The organism is Novosphingobium profundi (assembly GCF_018491765.1).
GTDB classification, from domain to species: Bacteria; Pseudomonadota; Alphaproteobacteria; order Sphingomonadales; family Sphingomonadaceae; genus Novosphingobium; species Novosphingobium profundi.
This window is the reverse complement of record NZ_JABWCU010000015.1, coordinates 36,926-56,376: the sequence shown is the minus strand read 5'-3', so window position 1 is coordinate 56,376 and position 19,451 is coordinate 36,926. Positions and strand designations below refer to the sequence as shown.

19 protein-coding genes are annotated in these 19,451 nt (G+C 67.5%); 10 read left to right on the top strand and 9 right to left on the bottom strand.

Features of this window, described 5'->3' with window-relative positions:
* Positions 1 to 15: 15 nt before the first annotated feature.
* A complete protein-coding gene (locus tag HT136_RS17555) occupies positions 16 to 330 on the top strand; it encodes a hypothetical protein (protein ID WP_214201127.1) in 315 nt (104 codons plus the stop codon).
* A 127-nt stretch (positions 331 to 457) separates the two neighbouring features.
* Here the strand turns inward: HT136_RS17555 and HT136_RS17550 are convergent, their stop codons facing one another.
* A complete protein-coding gene (locus tag HT136_RS17550; protein WP_214201126.1) occupies positions 458 to 1,195 on the bottom strand; it encodes a hypothetical protein in 738 nt (245 codons plus the stop codon).
* Between the two features lie 90 nt (positions 1,196 to 1,285).
* Positions 1,286 to 1,711: a Rieske (2Fe-2S) protein gene (locus HT136_RS17545; protein WP_214201125.1), complete on the bottom strand. Its 426-nt coding sequence runs from the start codon at positions 1,709 to 1,711 to the stop codon at positions 1,286 to 1,288.
* Positions 1,712 to 2,106: 395 nt separating this feature from the next.
* Here HT136_RS17545 and pstS (HT136_RS17540) point away from each other — a divergent pair, with 395 nt between their 5' ends.
* The 8 genes from pstS (HT136_RS17540) to HT136_RS17505 all read left to right on the top strand — a co-directional run bounded on the left by pstS (HT136_RS17540) (position 2,107) and on the right by HT136_RS17505 (position 10,350).
* Positions 2,107 to 3,132 (top strand): phosphate ABC transporter substrate-binding protein PstS, encoded by a 1,026-nt coding sequence (gene pstS, locus HT136_RS17540; protein WP_214201124.1) that lies wholly within the window; start codon positions 2,107 to 2,109, stop codon positions 3,130 to 3,132.
* A 163-nt stretch (positions 3,133 to 3,295) separates the two neighbouring features.
* Positions 3,296 to 4,318 (top strand): phosphate ABC transporter substrate-binding protein PstS, encoded by a 1,023-nt coding sequence (pstS, locus tag HT136_RS17535; protein WP_214201123.1) that lies wholly within the window; start codon positions 3,296 to 3,298, stop codon positions 4,316 to 4,318.
* Between the two features lie 5 nt (positions 4,319 to 4,323).
* Complete coding sequence (gene pstC, locus HT136_RS17530; protein ID WP_246543872.1) at positions 4,324 to 5,340, top strand: phosphate ABC transporter permease subunit PstC; 1,017 nt, start codon at positions 4,324 to 4,326, stop codon at positions 5,338 to 5,340.
* Between the two features lie 2 nt (positions 5,341 to 5,342).
* Positions 5,343 to 6,182, top strand: a complete 840-nt coding sequence (pstA, locus tag HT136_RS17525; RefSeq protein WP_214201121.1) for a phosphate ABC transporter permease PstA — start codon at positions 5,343 to 5,345, stop codon at positions 6,180 to 6,182.
* The gene (gene pstB / locus HT136_RS17520; RefSeq protein ID WP_214201120.1) at positions 6,179 to 6,994 is read left to right on the top strand and encodes a phosphate ABC transporter ATP-binding protein PstB; all 816 of its coding nucleotides are present in this window, start codon (positions 6,179 to 6,181) and stop codon (positions 6,992 to 6,994) included. The genes pstA and pstB overlap by 4 nt, the downstream gene beginning before the upstream one ends.
* Positions 6,995 to 7,007: 13 nt before the next feature.
* Positions 7,008 to 7,703 (top strand): phosphate signaling complex protein PhoU, encoded by a 696-nt coding sequence (gene phoU / locus HT136_RS17515; RefSeq protein WP_214201119.1) that lies wholly within the window; start codon positions 7,008 to 7,010, stop codon positions 7,701 to 7,703.
* A gap of 260 nt (positions 7,704 to 7,963) precedes the next feature.
* On the top strand, positions 7,964 to 9,235 hold the full coding sequence (locus tag HT136_RS17510; RefSeq protein ID WP_214201118.1) for a hypothetical protein: 1,272 nt from the start codon (positions 7,964 to 7,966) through the stop codon (positions 9,233 to 9,235).
* Positions 9,236 to 9,672: 437 nt separating this feature from the next.
* Entirely contained in the window at positions 9,673 to 10,350 is a 678-nt protein-coding gene (locus tag HT136_RS17505; RefSeq protein WP_214201117.1) for a response regulator transcription factor, read from the top strand.
* Positions 10,351 to 10,366: 16 nt separating this feature from the next.
* On the opposite strand, the gene HT136_RS17500 is transcribed toward HT136_RS17505, so the two are convergent.
* A complete protein-coding gene (locus HT136_RS17500; RefSeq protein WP_214201116.1) occupies positions 10,367 to 11,278 on the bottom strand; it encodes a LysR family transcriptional regulator in 912 nt (303 codons plus the stop codon).
* Positions 11,279 to 11,402: 124 nt separating this feature from the next.
* Between HT136_RS17500 and HT136_RS17495 the strand changes: the two genes are divergently transcribed.
* Positions 11,403 to 12,353: a glutathione S-transferase family protein gene (locus tag HT136_RS17495; RefSeq protein ID WP_214201115.1), complete on the top strand. Its 951-nt coding sequence runs from the start codon at positions 11,403 to 11,405 to the stop codon at positions 12,351 to 12,353.
* 2 nt (positions 12,354 to 12,355) lie between these two features.
* Here HT136_RS17495 and HT136_RS17490 read toward each other — a convergent pair whose 3' ends face one another.
* The 6 genes from HT136_RS17490 to HT136_RS17465 form a co-directional block, all read right to left on the bottom strand.
* A complete protein-coding gene (locus HT136_RS17490; RefSeq protein ID WP_214201114.1) occupies positions 12,356 to 13,225 on the bottom strand; it encodes a pirin family protein in 870 nt (289 codons plus the stop codon).
* A 46-nt stretch (positions 13,226 to 13,271) separates the two neighbouring features.
* A complete protein-coding gene (locus HT136_RS17485; protein ID WP_214201113.1) occupies positions 13,272 to 13,469 on the bottom strand; it encodes a hypothetical protein in 198 nt (65 codons plus the stop codon).
* 103 nt (positions 13,470 to 13,572) lie between these two features.
* Positions 13,573 to 15,072, bottom strand: coding sequence for a glycoside hydrolase family 30 protein (locus HT136_RS17480; RefSeq protein ID WP_214201112.1), 1,500 nt, complete (start codon positions 15,070 to 15,072; stop codon positions 13,573 to 13,575).
* Positions 15,073 to 15,168: 96 nt separating this feature from the next.
* Complete coding sequence (locus tag HT136_RS17475) at positions 15,169 to 16,095, bottom strand: diguanylate cyclase (RefSeq protein WP_214201111.1); 927 nt, start codon at positions 16,093 to 16,095, stop codon at positions 15,169 to 15,171.
* The gene (locus HT136_RS17470) at positions 16,092 to 18,974 is read right to left on the bottom strand and encodes a hybrid sensor histidine kinase/response regulator (RefSeq protein ID WP_214201110.1); all 2,883 of its coding nucleotides are present in this window, start codon (positions 18,972 to 18,974) and stop codon (positions 16,092 to 16,094) included. Before HT136_RS17470 ends, HT136_RS17475 begins: the two co-directional genes overlap by 4 nt.
* Positions 18,971 to 19,336, bottom strand: coding sequence for a hypothetical protein (locus HT136_RS17465; RefSeq protein WP_214201109.1), 366 nt, complete (start codon positions 19,334 to 19,336; stop codon positions 18,971 to 18,973). The genes HT136_RS17470 and HT136_RS17465 overlap by 4 nt, the downstream gene beginning before the upstream one ends.
* Positions 19,337 to 19,451 lie beyond the last annotated feature (115 nt).

Here is a 19,451-nt window from a genome sequence, read left to right as displayed (position 1 = left end):
ACGAGGAGCAATCGCATGGCCACCTACATCAAGACGACACGGGACGGACGGCGCGTCGAGGTAATCGGCCTCGCCGTGACGCTCGACGGCAAGCCCGAGGCGATGGACGTGAGCGACGTCCTCAGCCATCCGCGCAAGCTCCAGATCCAGCATGCGGCGCCCGAGGCGACCCACGTCGCGGGCCGCATCACGCTGACCGCCGAGGAAGCGCAAGTGGCGCGCGCGGCGCTTTACGCCAACCAGGCCGAAGTCGCCTCGGACCCGCGCTATGCGGCCGCGCGCTTCCAGGCGGCAATCAATTCCAAGGCTTGGCAGGAGGGCATCGAGTGAGACGCCTGTTGCGCAGGTGGGTGCGGCGGCATCAGGCGTTGCCGTGTCCGGTCCGGTGGCGTGTCGAGGGGTTCTCGATGCCCCTCGTCAGCTGCGGGTGGTGGGTGGAGGTGTCCGGCTTGGGCGATTAGGCGGGCGCGGGCATCGCGTCGAACAGCGCCGCGAGCGCGGCCAGGTCGGCTTCGTCGACGGCCGCGGGCGCAAGGCTGTCCTCGCCCGCCAGCCAGGCTTCGCGGCGCGTAGTGTCCTCGAGCGCGAGCGCCAGCGCGTGGTTGAGTTCGTAGAGCCCCCAGGCGAGGCCCTTGTCGCGCAGTGCGGCCTGCAGCGCGTTCTGGACGAGCGCACGCAAGGTGTGGTGCGGCTCGGACAGTTCGACCGTGACATCCTCGCCGCGCGCGGCCCCCTGGCATTGCGCCGCAACGTAGGCCGCATGGCCCCGGCAGGCGAGCGTGCGCACCGGGTGCAGCACGCAGACGCCTTCGAACAGGATCGGACAGGCGATCCCGGAGGCGAGGCGGTCCTCCGGCGCCATCCCCCGGGTTCGCGCGTCGGTCGCCAGGATCCGCTTCGCGAGCGCGAGCCGCGCGCCTTGCGGTGTTGCCGAGACCTTGCGGACGTAGTCGGCGATCGTGAAGATCTCGGGCGCCGTGGCGGTCACGCGCAAGGCACAGCAGGTCGGGCACCCCCTGGCGCAGGCAAGCGGTTCCAGCTCCCGGCCGTGCTGCGCGATGTTGCTTTCGAACCAGCCGAAGGCGCGACCGGCGAGTGCGGTGGTCTCGGCTTCGCCGTCGCTGGCGGCGCTGTCGAGGATCTGCCCGAAGCCTCGGCGCATCTGCTGGAAGAAGTCGAACGGCTGACTGGCCATGGCCCTGCCTCCCAAGGGTCGCTGAGCCCGACAGCCTAGGGATGTGCAGGGCCCGCGCATTGACCCGCATCAATGCGCCCCGGCCGCAGATCAGTCCGAAGTGATCATCACTTCGGGGTGCGCGTCGGGCTCTTCGAGGTGCATTCCGTCCTCGTCGGTGAGGCCTTCGTCGATCATGCAGATGTCGCCCTCGTCGATGACGAGTTCGAGGCGCGTGAGGCTCTGGCCCTTGGCGGGGCCGATGAAGCAGGCACCGGTCTCGATGTCGAAGAGGTCGCCGTGCGCCTTGCACTGGAGGAAGTTGCCTTCCTCGTCGAGAAAATCACCCTGACCGCCATCGAGCGGCTTGCCGTCGTGCGGGCAGGCGTTTTCGTAGGCGTGGAACTGCCCGCCCTTGCGGGTGACGAGGATCGGCCAGGGCACCATCGCGCCCTCGACCTGGCGGGCGAGGACGAAGCGGCGCACGTCTTCCTCCTGCACCTCGCGGGCTTCGCAGATCACGAAGAGATCGGGCATGTCAGTCTCCTTTCGGGGGTTGGGAACGCTGGGGGCACGCGGATCGCGCGCGCGGTGGGGGGGGGCAAAGCCGAGGGGGTGTCGCAAAGCCGACGCGAATGTCGCGCTCGAACCCCGATACACGGGCACAATCGCGACAAGGTCCATGCATTTCTCCTCGGGGGCGAGGTGCCCGCAGGTGTCCATGCAAGAAGCGGACAAGTTGCCCCGGCAAACCGGCCTTTTGCGGCAGGCATGGCAATCCGACCGGTCTTTTCAGGGATTTGGAGGTGAATGGGGGCGTTTCACGAAAGTGTCATCCACGCTTCACATGGCTGTCATGACACGGGCCCAATGCGGCGGCGCACCACAAAACCCACGTAACCGCGACTGACCTCGCTACCTGGAGACTGACCATGACGCGCCTTTCCCGCCGTATTGCAGCGGGCCTCTTTGCCGTGACCTTCGCGGGCACCGCCATCGCCGCGCAAGCTTCGAACATCACCGGAGCCGGTTCGACCTTCGTCTACCCCGTCCTGTCCAAGTGGGCGGCCGACTACAAGACGATGACCGGCGACCAGATCAACTACCAGTCGATCGGTTCGGGCGGCGGCATCGCCCAGATCAAGGCGGGCACCGTCGATTTCGGCGCGACCGACAAGCCGCTCTCGCCCGAGGAACTTGCACAGGCGGGCCTCGCCCAGTTCCCCGTCGCCATCGGCGGCGTCGTGCCGGTCGTCAATATTCAGGGCCTCAAGCCCGGCCAGTTGCGCCTCAGCGGCCCGGTCCTTGCCGATATCTACGACGGCCGGATCAAGACCTGGAACGATCCGCAGATCGCCAGGCTCAACCCCGGCCTGCACCTGCCCTCCGCGCCGATTACCCCAGTGCATCGCTCGGACGGTTCGGGCACGACCTTCAACTTCACGCACTACCTTGGCCAGGTGAACCCTGGATGGAAGGCGAGCGTGGGCGAGGGCACCTCGGTCAACTGGCCCGGCGGCAGCGTCGGGGGCAAGGGCAACGAGGGCGTGGCCACCTACGTCAAGCAGATCCCCAACGCGATCGGCTACGTCGAATACGCCTATGTGCTGCAGAACCACATGACCTACACGCTCATGCGCAACGCCGCCGGGCAGTTCGTCGCGCCCAATACGGCCTCGTTCCAGGCCGCGGCGGCGACCGCCAACTGGGCCAAGTCGAAGGACTTCTTCCTGGTCATGACCAATGCGCCGGGCGCCAAGGCCTATCCGATCACCGCCTCGACTTTCGTGCTCATGTACAAGCACCCCAAGAACCCCGCCAGCTCTGCCGCCGCGCGCACGTTCTTCCGCTGGGCGCTCGAAAAGGGCCAGAAGCAGGCGCTCAGCCTCGACTACGTGCCGCTGCCGGGCCCGCTGGTGAAGCACATCGAGGCCTACAGCGCGGCGAGCTTCAAGTAATCGTGCCGCAGCCGGGCGGGAAAGCGTGTCGCGCAGGCCCCGCCCGGCTCCGGCTCGGACAGCGAAAGCCCGACGGCTCCGGCGCGTTTTCGTGCCGGTGCAGTCGGCATTTCCGGCGTTCGGGACAAATCCCGCACGCATCCCCAACCCAGGAGAGCCTCTCTTGAAAAAGTTCATGTCCACCGCGCTGATCGGCGCCTTCCTGCTGGCCGGTTGCCAGGGCAAGTCCGATGCCGGAAGCGCGGCCATCACCGGTGCGGGCTCGACGTTCGTCTACCCGGTGCTTTCGGCCTGGTCCGCGGACTACCCGCAGGCCAAGGACGTCAAGGTCAACTACCAGTCGATCGGCTCGGGTGGCGGTATCGCGCAGATCAAGGCCGGTACGGTGGACTTCGGCGCGACCGACAAGCCGCTTGCCCCCGAGGAACTCGCCCAGGCGGGGCTCGTGCAGTTCCCGGTGATCGTCGGCGGTGTCGTGCCGGTGGTCCACATCGAGGGCATCGCCAAGGGTCAGGTCAAGCTGAGCGGCCAGGTCCTTGCCGATATCTACGCGGGCAAGGTCACCACCTGGAACGATCCGGCGATCACCGCGCTCAACCCGGGCGTGAAGCTGCCGGGCGCGAAGATCACCGCCGTGCACCGTTCGGACGGCTCGGGCACCACTTTCAACTTCACCCACTACCTCAGCCAGGTCAGTGCAAGCTGGAAGGCGGGCGCGGGCGAGGGGACATCGGTCAAGTGGCCGGGTGGCGTGGGCGGCAAGGGCAACGAGGGCGTCGCGGCCTACGTGAACCAGATCCCCAACTCGATCGGCTATGTCGAATACGCCTATGTCCTGCAGAACGACATGGCCTGGACTTACGTGCAGAACGCGGCCGGCAACTACGTCGCGCCCAGCGCCGAAAGCTTCCAGGCCGCCGCGGCCAGCGCCGACTGGGCCAATTCCAAGGACTTCTACCTGGTGATGACCAATGCACCGGGCGCCAAGGCCTATCCGATCACCGCCTCGACCTTCGTGCTGATGTACAAGCAGCCCAAGGACAAGGAGCATAGCGATGCGGCGCTGAAGTTCTTGCGCTGGGCGCTCGAGAAGGGCCAGCCCCAGGCGGCCAAGCTCGACTACGTACCGCTGCCCGCGCCCGTCGTGAAGCAGATCGAGGCGTACTGGAGCGCGAACATCAAGTGAGCGAGATGACCAGCCTTGCCGCCCCGCACGATGCGGCCCCGGTGCCGACGCAGGAGGCCGGGCCTGCCCCGGCCGCGTCGCCCCCAGCTTCGCGCGCCGCCCTTCCCGAGCGGCTCTATGGTCTGGCGACCGCCGGTGCGGCCTGGCTGGTCCTCCTCATCCTGATCGCGGTAACGCTGTCGATGGCGCTGGGCGGCAAGCTGGCCTTCCAGACGTTCGGACTCGGCTTCGTCACGAGCGCGAACTGGGATGTCGTCAATGGCCAGTTCGGGGCTTTCGTGCCGATCTACGGTACCCTGGTGACCTCGGCGATCGCGCTTGTCATCGCCGTGCCGGTCAGCATCGGCATCGCGCTGTTCCTGACCGACATCGCGCCGGTCTGGTCGCGCCAGCCGATCGCGGTGGCGATCGAACTGCTCGCCGCCGTGCCCAGCATCATCTACGGCATGTGGGGCCTGTTCCTGTTCGCACCCTTCATGGCGAGCCACGTCGAGCCCTGGGTCAACGACACGCTGGGGAGCCTGCCGCTGGTCGGACCGCTCTTTGCCGGGCCCCCGATCGGGATCGGCATGCTGACCGCGGGGATCGTGCTGGGCATCATGATCGTGCCCTTCATCGCCTCGGTCGCGCGCGACGTGCTCAACGCGGTTCCGGCTGCCTTGCGCGAATCCGCCGTGGCGCTGGGCGCCACGCGCTGGGAGATCCTGCGCCACGTGAGCCTGCCCTACACCCGCTCGGCGATCGTGGGCGCGATCTTCCTCGGCCTGGGCCGGGCGCTGGGCGAGACGATGGCGGTGACTTTCGTGCTCGGCAACGCGCACGACCTTTCCGCCTCGCTGCTGATGCCGAGCAACTCGATCGCGGCGGCCATTGCCAACGAATTTACCGAGGCGGATACCGAACTCTACCGCTCCTCGCTGATCGCGCTCGCCTTCCTGCTCTTCATCGTCACCTTCATCGTCCTTTCGCTGGCCAAGCTGATGCTGGCGCGGATGGACCGCAGCCTGGGGCGGACGCATTGACCATGAACTGGACACTCTTTCGCCGCCGCCTGGCGGACCGTATCGCGCTCGTTTGCGCGGCGCTGGCCACCGCTTTCGGCCTGTTCTTCCTGGCCTGGATCCTGTGGACCACGTTCGCCAACGGCGCGGCGGCGATCAGCCCCAGGCTGTTCACCGAAATGACCCCGCCGCCGGGCGCCGACGGGGGGCTTCTCAACGCCTTCTACGGCAGCGCGGTGATGATCGTGCTGGCCATCGCGATCGGCACCCCGATCGGTCTTGCGGCGGGTACCTATCTTGCCGAGCAGGGCCGCCACACCCGGCTTGCGAGCGCGGTGCGCTTCGTCAACGACATCCTGCTCAGTGCACCCTCGATCGTGCTCGGCCTGTTCATTTACGAACTCGTCGTCGTGCCCTCGGGTCACTTCTCGGGCTATGCGGGCAGCCTCGCGCTGGCGCTGATCCTCGTGCCGGTGGTCGTGCGCACCAGCGACGAGGCGCTGCGCCTCGTCCCCGACCGCATGCGCGAGGCCGCTTTCGCGCTCGGCCTGCCGCGCTGGAAGGTCAGCCTCCAGGTGCTCTACAAGGCCGCGCGCAGCGGCGTGATCACCGGTGTGCTGCTGGGCGTCGCGCGCATCAGCGGCGAGACCGCGCCGCTGCTCTTCACCGCGCTCAACAACCAGTTCTGGAGCGCGGACATGAACGCCCCGCTCGCCAACGTGCCGGTGGTCATCTTCCAATACGCCATGAGCCCCTACGACCAGTGGCACGCGCTGGCCTGGGCCGGAGCCCTCATCCTCACCGTTTTCGTGCTCGTCCTCAGCCTGCTCGTCAGGCTGGTCGCACGGGGGAGACATTCATGATTACCACCGATACGCGTCCCCATTTCGGCACCGACGCCGCACAGGGCCTTGCCGCAGCGCCGATCAAGATCGACGTGCGCCATCTCGATTTCCACTACGGGCAGACCCAAGCGCTCCACGGCGTGAATCTCGCGATTCCGGCGCTCGCGGTAACCGCGATCATCGGCCCTTCGGGTTGCGGCAAGTCGACCCTGCTGCGCACGCTCAACCGCATCTACGCGCTCTACCCCGAGCAGCGCGCCGAAGGCGAGATCCTTGTCGACGGGCACAACATCCTCGCGCGCGGGACCGACCTTGCCGACTTGCGCCGCCGTGTGGGCATGGTGTTCCAGAAGCCGACCCCGTTCGCTTCCACGATCCGCGCCAACATCGGCTTCGCGCTCTCGTTCTACGAGAAGCTTTCGAAGTCCGAACTCGCCGACCGCATCGAGGACGCGCTGCGCCAGGCGGCCTTGTGGGACGAGGTGAAGGACAAGCTCGACCAGAGCGCGCTCTCGCTTTCGGGTGGGCAGCAGCAGCGCCTGTGCATCGCGCGCACCATCGCGGTGCGCCCCGAGATCGTGCTGTTCGACGAGCCGACTTCGGCGCTCGACCCGATCTCGACCGCACGCATCGAGGAACTGCTCCAGGAACTGCGCGGGCGCTACACGATCGTGATCGTCACCCACAACATGCAGCAGGCCGCGCGCGTCTCGGACAAGACCGCGTTCTTCCACCTGGGCGAACTGGTCGAGTTCGACGAGACCTCGCGCATCTTCACCAGCCCCGCGGTCTCACGCACGCAGGACTATATCACCGGCCGCTACGGCTGAGGGAGCCCGGCTCATGACTTCGCCCCCCCACACGCTCAAGGCCTTCGACCAGGAGCAGAACGAGCTGCGCGCGCTGATCCGCCGGATGGGCGCACATGCCGAGGCGGCGCTGCGCGGTGCGCTGGCCTGCCTGCTCGAGGCCGACGGCGAGGGCGCGGCCCTGATCGTCGAGCGCGACCACCAGCTCGACGCGCTGGAGACCGAAGCGGAAACGCTGGTCGTCCAGATCATTGCACGCCGCGCGCCGATGGCCGACGACTTGCGCGACCTGATCGCGGCGCACAAGATCGCCGGGATCGTCGAGCGCATCGGCGACTACGCCAAGAACATCGCCAAGCGTGTGGCGATGCTGGAACACGGCGCCGAGGCGCTCCCCACCAGCCTCCTGCCCGAAATGGGCCGGGTGGCGGCCGAGCTTGTCCACGACGCACTCGAAGCCTTCATCGCGCGCGACGCGGCGCTCGCGGCGCAAGTCTGCGCGAGCGACCGGGTGGTCGACGATTACTACGATACGATGCTGCGCACGCTGCTCACCTACATGATGGAGAACCCCCAGAACATCGGGGCGGCGACGCACCTCCTGTTCGTCGCGCGCAACATCGAGCGGATCGGCGATCACGCCACCAACGTGGCCGAGATGGTCTACTTCGCCGCCACCGGCGAGCGGCTCGGCGATCGTCCTCGCGGCAAGGACGGCATGCATTTCTGACGGGCGATTCCGGCGTGTTCCGGCAAAGCGAGGCACTGCCGATCGGGTTCCTGTCATGTCGTGAAAAGACGTTGCGGATCCAGGCCATCCGCGCGGCGTGGCACCATGTCCTGCGCGAGGGTGGTGGTCGGCTTCGCGGGTCTGGCTACTGTCATCAAACCGCCATCTTGGTTTCACGCCACCGTCACGAAGCGCTCCTAACGCCGCTGCACGAGTTCCGACTGACCCGGTTCTCGCACTGACGATTAGGGAAAACAAGAATGAAGACCGCTCTCTTGCTCGGCACTATGCTGGGCACGTTGGCGCTTGGCAGCACACCTGTTCTCGCGCAGGATGCCAGCTCCGACACGACCGCCAAGATCGAAGCCCTCGAGGCCCAGGTCCAGCAACTCACCCAAAGCATCAACGAGCTCAAGACCGCCCAGGCCGCTGCGCCCGTCCCGGCTGCGGCGACGGAACCGGCATCGACGGCTAGCTCCTCGACGCCGGCTACCCCGGCCCCGACGGCTGCCTCCTCGGAGGATGGCAAGCTGCCGGGCTGGCTCGAGGGCACAACGATCGGCGGCAAGGGCTACCTCAACCTCAGCACGATCCACCAGGTGTCGGACGGCACCAAGACCGCGACCAACGGCACGCAGGCCGAACTGAAGCGGTTCTACATCTCGGTCGATCACACGTTCAGCGACATCTTCTCGGCCGATCTCACCACCGACGTGCGCTACGGCTCGAACGGCCTTACCAACGACGACAGTGTCTACGTCAAGAAGGCCTATCTCCAGGCCAGGTTCGCGCCGGAACTCTGGGTGCGCCTGGGCGCGGCGGACCTGCCCTGGGTGCCTTACGTGGAAGGTGTCTACAACTACCGCTTCGTCGAGAACACGCTGATCGACCGCACCAAGTACGGTACTTCGGCGGACTGGGGGGTGCACGTGGGCGGCACGCTTGCCCATGGGCTGGTCGGCTACCAGGTCTCGGCGGTGAGCGGCGAGGGCTACAAGACGCTCGAGCGCAAGACCGACACGATCGATCTCGAAGGCCGTCTCGACGTTCACCCGATCAAGGGCCTGGCGCTTGCCGTGGGCGGCTATGACGGAAAGCTCGGCAAGAGCAATGCGACGCTGGCCGACAGCGCGACGCCCTATCGCGCCAAGCGCTTCGACGCGCTGGCGTCCTATGTCCAGGGGCCGGTCCGTGTCGGTGTCGAGTACTTCTCGGCCTGGGACTGGGCGGTGACGAGCAAGGACCAGACCACGGGCTGGTCGGCCTTCGGCTCCTACGCCGTGAGCCCGAAGCTCGCGCTCTTCGGGCGCTACGACTGGGTCGATCCGACGCGGGATTCGGTGCCGCAGGCCAAGGAGAACTACTATGACTTCGGTGTCGACTACACCGGGGTCAAGAACATCGACATCGCCCTCGTCTACAAGCGCGACGAGGCCGACGACATCGCGATGGCGACGTCGAACGGCACCATCGGGGGAACCGACGAAGGCACCTACGACGAGTTCGGCGTCTGGACGCAGTTCAAGTTCTGAACCCAAGCCCGCTGCCGCATCTTGCCACGCGTGCGCTGTCCCTTGCGGGATGGCGCACGTTTGCGTTGGCGGCGCGCGAAGACGCTCGCTGCCCAAAGGGCACGCCTTCGCGCCAATCACCGGGCTGACCCCCCGGTGTCTGACCTTGGCGGATGCCACGGGCATCCCGCCGCCAACACATCCATGAAGCGCGGGCGGGGCACGCGGCCCGACCCGAAAACTTGCACCACTTCACGTAACATCGATCCCACCCGCCCCTGACGAAAGGAGGGTGGGGTCGCCTGGGCCCTTCCTAGGAAGAGTGGGTTACAAAAATGTGACATTCTTGGCGGTTTTGTTGCGCTTCATTTTCGAGGCGCGTGACAGCCTTCGTTCAGACACGGTAAGTATTCGAGGGTGCAAAGGGCGGCGAAACCGCAACCTGGATTGCCCTACCAATGCTCAAGCTTGGTCATATCGTTCTCACCTCGGGGAACAAGGACCACGTCGATCACATCACCGACACGTTCCTGAATCTGGGCGTCTCGGTGGTCGATCCCGCCAATCTGCTCGACCTTCAGGTCGACGATGCGACCTGGATCTTCATCGACTGGCTACTGCCCGCGATGGCGGGTGTCCTGCTCCTCTCTCTGCTGCGCCAGACCGTGTTCGGGCGCAAGGCGAAAGTGACCATGGTCCTGCCCGAGCACGACGACGCGCTGCGCGCGCGGGCGCTCGAGGCGGGCGCGGACGACTACATCGTCGGTCCGCTCAGCCCCGAGGCGCTTGCCGAACGTATCCGCGTCTACCAGGGGGCGGTCAGCCCGCCCGAAGAGCCGGTGCTCGCGATCGGCAAGATGAAGGTCGACACCAACGCCTATCTCGCGCGCTACGATGGCCGCCCGATCAAGCTCAAGGTGCTGGAATTCCGGTTGCTTGCGCACTTCTTCCGCAACCCCGACCGGGTCTTCACGCGCGCCAACCTGATCAGCGTGCTGGGCAAGGGTGAGGAAGTCCACGCCGAGCGCACCGTTGATGTTTGGATGAGCCGGTTGCGCCTCTCGTTGCAGCGCCAGGAAGTGCCGCTGGTGCCGCGCACGGTGCGCTCGGCGGGCTACATTCTCGATACGCGCTGAGCAGTCCTGCCGCGCGTCAGGCGATGGGGTGGCGCGCGGCGCCTTCCTGGAAGCGGGCAAGCAGCCAGGCGGTTGCCGGGCCCGGCGGAGTGTCGCTGCGGTAGATGCACGAGAGGCGGTAGTCGACGCCGGGATCATCGGGCATCTTGAGCTCGACCAGCGTTCCCGCGGCAAGGTCCGCCTCGATCATCGGGCGCGGCATGTTGCCCCAGCCGATCCCCTCGCGCAAAAGGGCGAGCTTGGCGCCGAGGTCGGCAAGACGCCAGGTGTGCGGGCTGACCACCGCGAATTCGCGCCCCTGCGTCAGCGGCGAGCGGTCGGTCAGCACGAGCTGGACGTGGAGGCGCCCCATGCCCGGGCTGAGGGCTCCGGCCATCGCCAGCGGGTGGTGCGGCGCGGCGACGGGGACAAGTGGCACCGATCCGATCGCCACCGTCTCGATGTCGGGCGTTTCGGCCGCGAGCGGGCCGCTGATCCCGATCTTCGCGGTGCCTTCCAGCACCAGCGCGGTCACCGCGCCGAGCGCCTCGACATGGAGGTTGAGCGTGACCGTCGGGAATTCGAGATAGAAGGCGCGCAAGGCATCGCCCAGCCACTGCGACGGCAGCATGACGTCGATCGCGAGGTCGACTTGCGCCTCCAGCCCCTCGAGCAGCCCCTTCACCCGCGCGCGCAGGCTGTTCATGCCCTGGCCGATCGCACGCGCCTCGGCCAGCACCGCGTTGCCCGCCACGGTCAGGCGCGGCTTGCGGGTGCCCTGGCGCTCGAACAAGGTCAGCCCGAGCTGGGCCTCGAAATTGGCGATGCCATAGGTAATCGCCGAAGTGGCGCGGTTGAGCGCCCGCCCCGCCCCCGCGAAACTGCCGTTCTCGACCACAGCGAGGAAGATCTTCAGCTGGTCGAAGGTGGGGGTGCCCGGTTCGGACATTTCGGATTCCTTGAATAGTCTACGCCAATTTATCCACCTTATCTTCAAAGCGGCGCGCTGCTACACAAATCCTGCGATACCGGCCGCGCCTGCGGCGGGCGCAGCACGGCAAGGAGTAAGCCCGATGGGCCTGTTGATTGACGGCACCTGGCACGACCAGTGGTACGACACCGCCTCTAGCGGCGGGCGCTTCGTGCGCAAGGACAGCGCCTTTCGCCATTGGGTGACGCGCGACGGCGCGCCCGGACCGAGCGGGGAGGGCGGCTTTGCGGCCGAAACCGGACGCTACCACCTCTACGTCAGCCTCGCCTGCCCCTGGGCGCACCGCACGCTGATCATGCGCGCGCTCAAGGGGTTGGAGGAGATGATCTCGATCTCGGTGGTCAACTGGCTGATGCTTGAACAGGGCTGGACCTTCGATCCCGCGCCCGGCGTTATCGCCGATCCGATCCACGGCGCCCACTGCCTGCACGAGGTCTACACCGCCTGCGAGCCCGCCTACACCGGGCGCGTCACGGTGCCGGTGCTGTGGGACCGGAAGACCGGCCGGATCGTCTCGAACGAATCCTCGGAAATCCTGCGCATGTTCGCCTCGGCCTTCGATGCCCTCGGTGCGAAGCCGGGCGACTACTACCCCGAACCGCTGCGCGCCGAGATCGACGCGCTTAACGCGCGCATCTACGAGACCGTCAACAACGGCGTCTACCGTGCGGGCTTCGCCACCACGCAGGAGGCCTATGCCGAGGCGATCGGCCCGCTGTTCGAAAGCCTCGAGTGGCTGGAGGAGCGGCTTTCCTCGCGCCGCTTCCTGATGGGCGAGGCGGTCACCGAGGCCGACATCCGCCTGTTCACGACGCTCGTGCGCTTCGATCCGGTCTATGTCGGCCACTTCAAGTGCAATGTGAAACGCCTTGTCGATTACCCCGGGCTGTGGCGCTACACGCGCGAGATCTACCACCTGCCGGGCGTTGCCGCGACGGTCGACATGCAGCACATCAAGGGCCACTATTACGAGAGCCACCGGGGCATCAATCCCACCGGCATCGTCCCGCTCGGGCCCGAGATCGACTTCTAGGGCTACTGCGTGGGCAGGGCGATGAATTCGAGGTCATCGCCCACCGGCAGCTTCATGCGCTGCTGGCGCCAGTCTTCCTTGGCCTGTTCGAGCCGTTCCCGCGAGGAAGAGACGAAGTTCCAGAACAGGAAGCGTTCGCCGACCGGATCGCCGCCGAGCACCATGACGGTCGAACGCGCGAGCGCGGTCACGTCGACGCCGCCGCCTGCGGCCAGCACGGCCATCTGGCCTGCCGCAAGCACCTGCCCCGCGACTTCGGCGCGGCCCGAGGCGATATAGACCGCGCGCTCGGGATATTCGCCGGTGACCGCGTGGCGCGCGCCCGGTTCCATGTCGAGATGCTGGTAGAACAGCGGCGAATGGGTGGGCACGCGGGCGACGAGGCCATCGGCTCGGCCTGCGATCAGCCGCCCGCTGAGGCCCTTGTCCTGCCATTCGGGCAAGTCCGCGCCCTCGTGGTGGTAGAAGGCGGGCGCGGTCTCCTCGGCCTCGAGGGGCAGCGCCACCCAGGCCTGGATGCCGTGCATCAGCGCCCCGTTGGCGCGCGCGTATTCGAGCCGTTCGCTATGCGTGATGCCACTGCCGGCGACCATCCAGTTGACTTCGCCCGGGCGGATTTCCTGGTGCACGCCCAGGCTGTCGCGATGGGTCAGCGCGCCGCTGTAGAGATAGGTCACCGTCGCAAGACCGATGTGCGGGTGGGGGCGCACGTCCCACTCCTTCGAAAAGCCGGGCGCCAGGTCAAGTGGTCCCATCTGGTCGAAGAAGACGAAGGGCCCGACCATCCGGCGCCTGGCGAAAGGCAGCACGCGGCCGACCTCGAAGCCGCCGCCAAGGTCCCGGATGCGCTTGTCGATGACGAGTTCGATCATGGCCAGTCTCTCCCGATGTGCGGTCCGTGCCCCACCGGCGCAGTATTCACGAGCCGGGTGCGGAGGGCCAGAGCGATCTTTCGCCGCCGCGCTGCGCGCGCGCCTGGGCATGTCCGGCGACCAGTCCGAGGGCGGACAGCGCGCCGCCGGTCATGCCCGCGACGCTGAAGGCGATCACCACCGGTTGGATCTGCTCGGCGAAAGCCGCGCGGTAGCGGGAAAGTTGTGTGTGAAGACGGACCATGGGGACCTCCCTTTCCCGCTCGGATTACGCCTGTGCGGAACTGGGAGGTATCTGTATAATTTGCTGCGAATTATTCAGATATTTCGAAAAGTCGAAGAAGCGGCTAGGCTTTGCGATTGAGCAGCGCGGCGGGCACGACGAGCGTGCTGAAACTGTCGCCCGGCAGGGTCAGGCGCACGCTCTGGCTGCCGAGGGCGATACGACGTTCCTGCGCTTCGGCCAGGTCGTTCATCATCACCACGACAAGGCTGCCGTCGGGGTTGCGAAAGGCGAACTGGAATTCGTAGCCGACCGCGCTCGAGGTCGGCAGGTAGCGGGCACCGGGATGGACGAGCGCGCTGGCGTGCCGAAGGACCCAGTAGTCGTGTGTCAGGCGCCAGCTGCGCGCCTTGGTATCGATCGCGAGGAGCGAATTCTGCGGCCAGCCCGCGCTGCTCTCGCCACCATCGTCGAGCGCCATGTTCCAGTAGGTCCACACGCTCGTCCCATTGCGCAAGTAGTGGAGCATGGTGCGCCAGTTGTAGCGCGCGTAGTTCCAGTCATTGGTGCCAAGGCCGCATTCCTGTTCGGTGCCCCAGATCGGCAGGTCGGGCCAGGTCGTGTGCAAGGTGGGCAGCGCCTCCTTGCCGGCCCATTGAACGCCGAGCCCCTTGACCACGCTGGCCGCGGCGGGATCGGCGAGGACGCGCGCGACGAGATCGGCGTTGCCGCGCTCGAGCGTTCCCAGCAGCACGTCGACCTTGCGCGGCGCCATCTCCCGCCCGAGGTGGGGCAGGAAGCGGGCGAGACCCTCGGGCGTCCACACGCAGGAGACGTAAGGCTGGGCCGAGTTCCACTCGTTCTGCGGCATGACCGCCGAGATCGCGATGCCCTCGCGGGCATAGGCATCGACATAGCGCCCGAAATAGCGCGCATAGGCGGCGAGGTATTCGGGTTTCTGGATGAAGGCGTCCTCGCCCTCGTGGCGGGTGGTCGCCTCGGTAATGGCGTTGGGTACGCGGCCCGGCCAGCCCGGCGCCATCTCGAACGCGGCGTTGGTCTTCATCCAGCGCGGCGGCGTCCAGGGTGAAGCCCATAGCCGCAAGCCCGGTTCGCGCGCCTGCGCGGCCTTGACGAAGGGTATCAGCGTATCGCGATCGGGGCCGAGGTCGAAGTGCTCCATCGCGAAATCGCCGTCGACTTCGTCGTAGCTGTAAGGCGCAAGTGCAAAGTCGCTGGCGCCTAGCGGCAGCCGGCAATGCGAGAGCCGTGCCCCCGCGCCGAACAGGGCGTCGAGCGCGCGACCGCGCTCGGCCTCGTCGAGCACGCCGAGCGCGGTCCAGCCGCGCGCCGAGAAGGCCCCGCCAAAGCCCGCCATCGTCTGCTTGGGCTTGTCGACTTCGACCGCGAAGTGAAGCGCGAAGATGTCGCCATCGGCCGGTGCGAGGACCGGATCGCTCTGGCGCGCCCAGCGCCGGGTTTGCGTCGAGGAGATCAGCGTGGGGCGATCGCCGGGGAGGGCCGTGTGCGCGGTTGTCTCGGCGAAGGCTGAGGTGGCAAGCGAGGTCTGCGCGGTGAACGCGGCGGCGCCCGTGAGCTTGAGGGCGGAACGACGGTCAAGCATCCACGAACTCTCCTGAGAGGCACAGGAGCGCACGCTAATGGTAACGTTTTCAGAAAGCAACCGGTTCGCGAGGCGACGGCTTTGCGGCGTACCGTCTCAGCAGGTCTCGATGCGCCGGGAGTCGAAGTCGCACACGGTGATGCGATCGCGGCCCGACTGCTTGGAGCGGTAGAGCTGCCGGTCGGCCTCCTCGATCCACAAGTCGCCCATGCGCGAGGGTTGGCAACGCGCACTGGCGGCGCCGATGCTCACCGTCACGATCGGGCTGACGCGCGAGCCTTCGTGCGGGATGTTGAGCGACTGGACCTGGAGCCGGATTTCCTGCGCGACCAGTTCGGCGGCGCGCGGATCGGCACCGGGCAGGATGCAGGCGAACTCCTCGCCGCCGTAGCGCGCGGAGAGATCGCTCGCGCGCTTGGCCGCGCGCATCAACGCGGCGGCGATCATCTTGATGCAGCGGTCGCCCGCCGGATGGCCGTAGGTGTCGTTGAACTGCTTGAAGAAGTCGATGTCGAGCATGATGACGCTGAGCCAGTCGCCGTCGCGTGCGAGGCGCTGCGTTTCGCGCGTGAGCGACTGCTGGAGGTAGCGCCGGTTGCTGAGGCCGGTGAGCCCGTCGGTGACCGCCATGCTGGCGAGCTGGTCGCGCAGCCGTTTGAGCTCGACGTGGTTGCCCACGCGCGCGCGCAGGATCGCGGGCTGGATCGGCTTGGTCACGTAGTCAATTGCGCCCATCGAGAGGCCGCGCATCTCGTGGTCGGTGTCGCCCAGCCCGGTGGTGAAGATCACCGGCAGGTCGGCGAGCAGCGGGTCGCCCTTCAACTGACGGCAGACCTCGAAGCCGTCGAGCCCGGGCATCAGCACGTCGAGCAGGATGAGGTCGGGCGGGGCCTCGCGGGCCAGGTCGAGCGCCTGTTGGCCCGAGGTCGCGAAGCAGACCTCGTAGTCGTCCTCGAGCACCGCGTTCATGATCTCGATGTTGGCGATCTCGTCGTCGACGATCAGGATCGTAGGTCGGCTCATCCCGTCACTCCCTCCTGCTGGCTGCGCTGCGGTGCCGGCTCGCGCAGGCTTTCGGCCATGGCGTCGAGACGCGCCAAGGCCCCTTCGTAGTCGAGCTCTTCAAGCGCGCGGCGGACCGGGTGGTCGGCGATCGCGTCCTCGGACAGGCCCGAGGCGCTGGCAAAGCGCGCGAAGGCGGCGCGCGCGCTCAGGCTTCGGCGGCGCACGCGCGCGCGCAAGTCTTCGAAGGCCGCCAGGCGCGCGTCGGGATCACCGGTCGAGAGCGGGCAGGGCGGGGCCTGCGCGGCTTCACGTCCGAGCGTGCGCAAGGCCGTGAGCGCCGGGGCCAGTTCGTGTTCGAGCTGGGAAATGGCCTCGCGCGCCTCAACCGCCTTGCCTTCGGCGAGGAGGCGTTCGATCGTGGCGGCGCAAGCCTGCACCGAAGTCAGTTCGAGCGATCCGGCGACGCCCTTGAGGCTGTGCGCATGGCGCCGGGCATCGGCGAGCCGGCCCTCGGCCAGAAGGCGGCGCAACTCGCCCCCGGCATCGGCATAGATCTCGCCGAAGGACAGCAGCAGCTTGCGCAGCAAGGCGGCCTTGCCGTTGACCCGGACCAGTGCGGCCGGGATGTCGAAGGGAGGAAGCACGGCGGGCAGGGGGCCGGGCGAGGGTGGCGGCGCGAGCGTGCCGGGTGTCGGTTTGTCCTGCGCACACGCGGCCGGCGGCGGCGCCGCCGCAAGCCAGCGCTCGAGCGTGCGCACCAGCGCAAGCGGATCGACCGGCTTGGCGATGTGGTCGTTCATGCCCACCGCGAAGCAGCGCTGGCGCTCTTCCTCGTAGGCGTGCGCGGTCATCGCGATGATGGGCAGCGCATCGCCCGGCCAGCTCTCGCGGATCACGCGGGTGGCGGCAATGCCGTCCATCTCGGGCATCTGCACGTCCATCAGGATGGCGCTGTAAGCCGCGCCCTGCGCCGCCATGCGTGCGCAGGCCTCGCGCCCGTCCTTCGCGCAGTCGACCTCGAGCCCGGCGTCGACGAGCAGGGTCACCGCGATCTCGCGGTTTATCTCGTTGTCCTCGGCAAGCAACAGGCGCCGTCCGCGCAAGTGCGAGGCGACCATCGGCACCCTCCCGGCTTCGGGCGCCGGATCGGGGACGCTCTTCTCGTTGGGCGCGAGGCGCGGCGTGAAGGCGTTCTCGATCGTCTCGAGCAGGATCGTGGGCACGATCGGCTTGGTGAGGATGCCCGCGAATTCGACACCGTGCATCGCGGTGACCAGGTTGTCGGCGCCATAGGCGGTGACGATCAGGAGCCGCGGCGGTTCGCGCCGTGCCGCTTGCGCGGCGGTCTGGATCGCGCTCGCCGTTTCCATCCCGTCGAGCCCAGGCATCTTCCAGTCGAGCAGGACGAGATCGTGCGGCGTGCCACTTTCGTGCGCGCTCGAAACCGCGCTGAGCGCCTCGGCGCCCGAGGCGACCAGTTCGACACCCATGCCCCAGCCGGCGAATATTTCCTGGAGCAACTGGCGCGAGGCAGGGTTGTCGTCCGCGGCAAGGACACGCAGGCGCCGCACGTGTTCGGGTATGGGCGGGGCTTGCTCTGCGCCATCGGGCTCGCGCGCCATCGGCAGGTGGCAGGTGAAGGTGCTGCCTTCGCCGGGGGCGCTCGTCACCGCGATCGTGCCGCCCATCTGTTCGACGATCTGCCGGCAGATGGCGAGGCCCAGTCCCGTGCCGCCGAAACGCCGGGTCGTCGAGCTGTCGGCCTGCGTGAACGAGCTGAACAGGCTCGCCTGCTGTTCGGGGGTCATGCCGATGCCGGTGTCGCTGACGCGAAGGCCAAGCGTTACGCCCTGCGCGTCCTCTCCGACAATCTCGAGCGCGACGCGCACGGTGCCGCCGGGGGCGAACTTGACCGCGTTGCTGATGAGGTTGAGCGCGATCTGGTTGAAACGCACCTCGTCGGCCACCAGCCGGGCGGGAACCTCGCGCGCGACGGAGGCCTCGAGCGAGACGTTCCGCGCCTGCGCGTCGCCCGCGACCAGCTGGAGCTGGTTCTCCAGCGCCACGCGCAGGTCGAAGGGGTGGGCCTCCAGCGTCAGCTTGCACGCCTCGTTCTTCGAAAAATCGAGGATGTCGTTGATGAGGCGCAGCAGCGAGACGCCAGCCTGGCTGATCTTGGTGACGTAATCGGACTGGCGGGTGTCGAGATCGGTGCGCGCAATGAGGTGGCAGAAGCCCAGGATCGCATTCATCGGGGTGCGGATCTCGTGGCTCATGTTGGCGAGGAACAGGCTCTTGGCGCGGTTGGCGTCCTCGGCCTCGCGCGTGCGCGCCTCGAGCGCCTCGTTCTTGGCGAGGATCTCGGCGGCCATGATCCGGTTGTGGTCGAAGCTTTCGACCAGCCGGTTGCTGAGCCACACCAGCGCGGCGGTCTGGAACAGGACGATCCCGGCGTGGAGCAGCACGCGCTCGAAGTTGCCGTCGCTGGGGAAGACGACCGAGGGGAGGAGATAGAGCAGCAGCAGGTGGTGCAGCGATATTGCCGCCGCCGCGGTGAGCGTCGCGCGCCGGTCGCACCACGCGATCGTCAGCGCGAGCATGGCGAAGAAGTACATGTGCATGTCCATCTGCCAGGGATGACCGCGCAGCAGCACCAGGAGGATCGCCGGCTCGCCCATCAGCGCCACGGCCGACAGGAAGCGGGTGGCCGGTGCGATGCCGCGCCGCCACCACATGAGATGGTAGCACAGCGCCAGGCCCGCGCCCGCCAGCATCGCCGGGTAGGCCGGATGCGCCGTAAGCAGCGAGACCACCCCGAGCAGCGGCACATGCATCCACAACAGCCAGACGAGAAAGCGACCGAAATGGTGGCGAAGATCGTCGAGCTCGATGTTCATGGCGTCGGTCCGGCCGCGGACGGGGGGCCGCATTCGAGCCAGGGCGGCACGCGCAGGACGAGGCTGGCCCCTGCCTTTCGCAGCGCGGAAGTGAAGCCGGGCCCGGGCGAGGCGGCGATGACGGTGTTGCGGAAATAGCCGGTCGCGACGAGGCGCCCCCGGGCGCTGCGCACGAGGGTTATCGCCTCGCCGCGTGTCGCCCCGACAGGTGCAATGACGAAGTACTGCCCCGAGGGCGGCGCGCTTGCCAGCCAGGCCACGGCGAGCCCCACGAGCCCGACCGTGAGCAGCGCCAGAGCGGGAAGGAAATCGGCCGCGCAGACCGTTTCCCGCCGATGCGAAGGCTGCGGGCTTGCGCGCATGGCGCCCCCCTTGCGCCGCGAGGCGCCGGGCTGGGCAGTGGAAGGATCGCTTTCTCCCTTTCGAACCATCCGCAATTCTTCGCATCGAATGATGGCGTAAAAGTTAATACCTCTT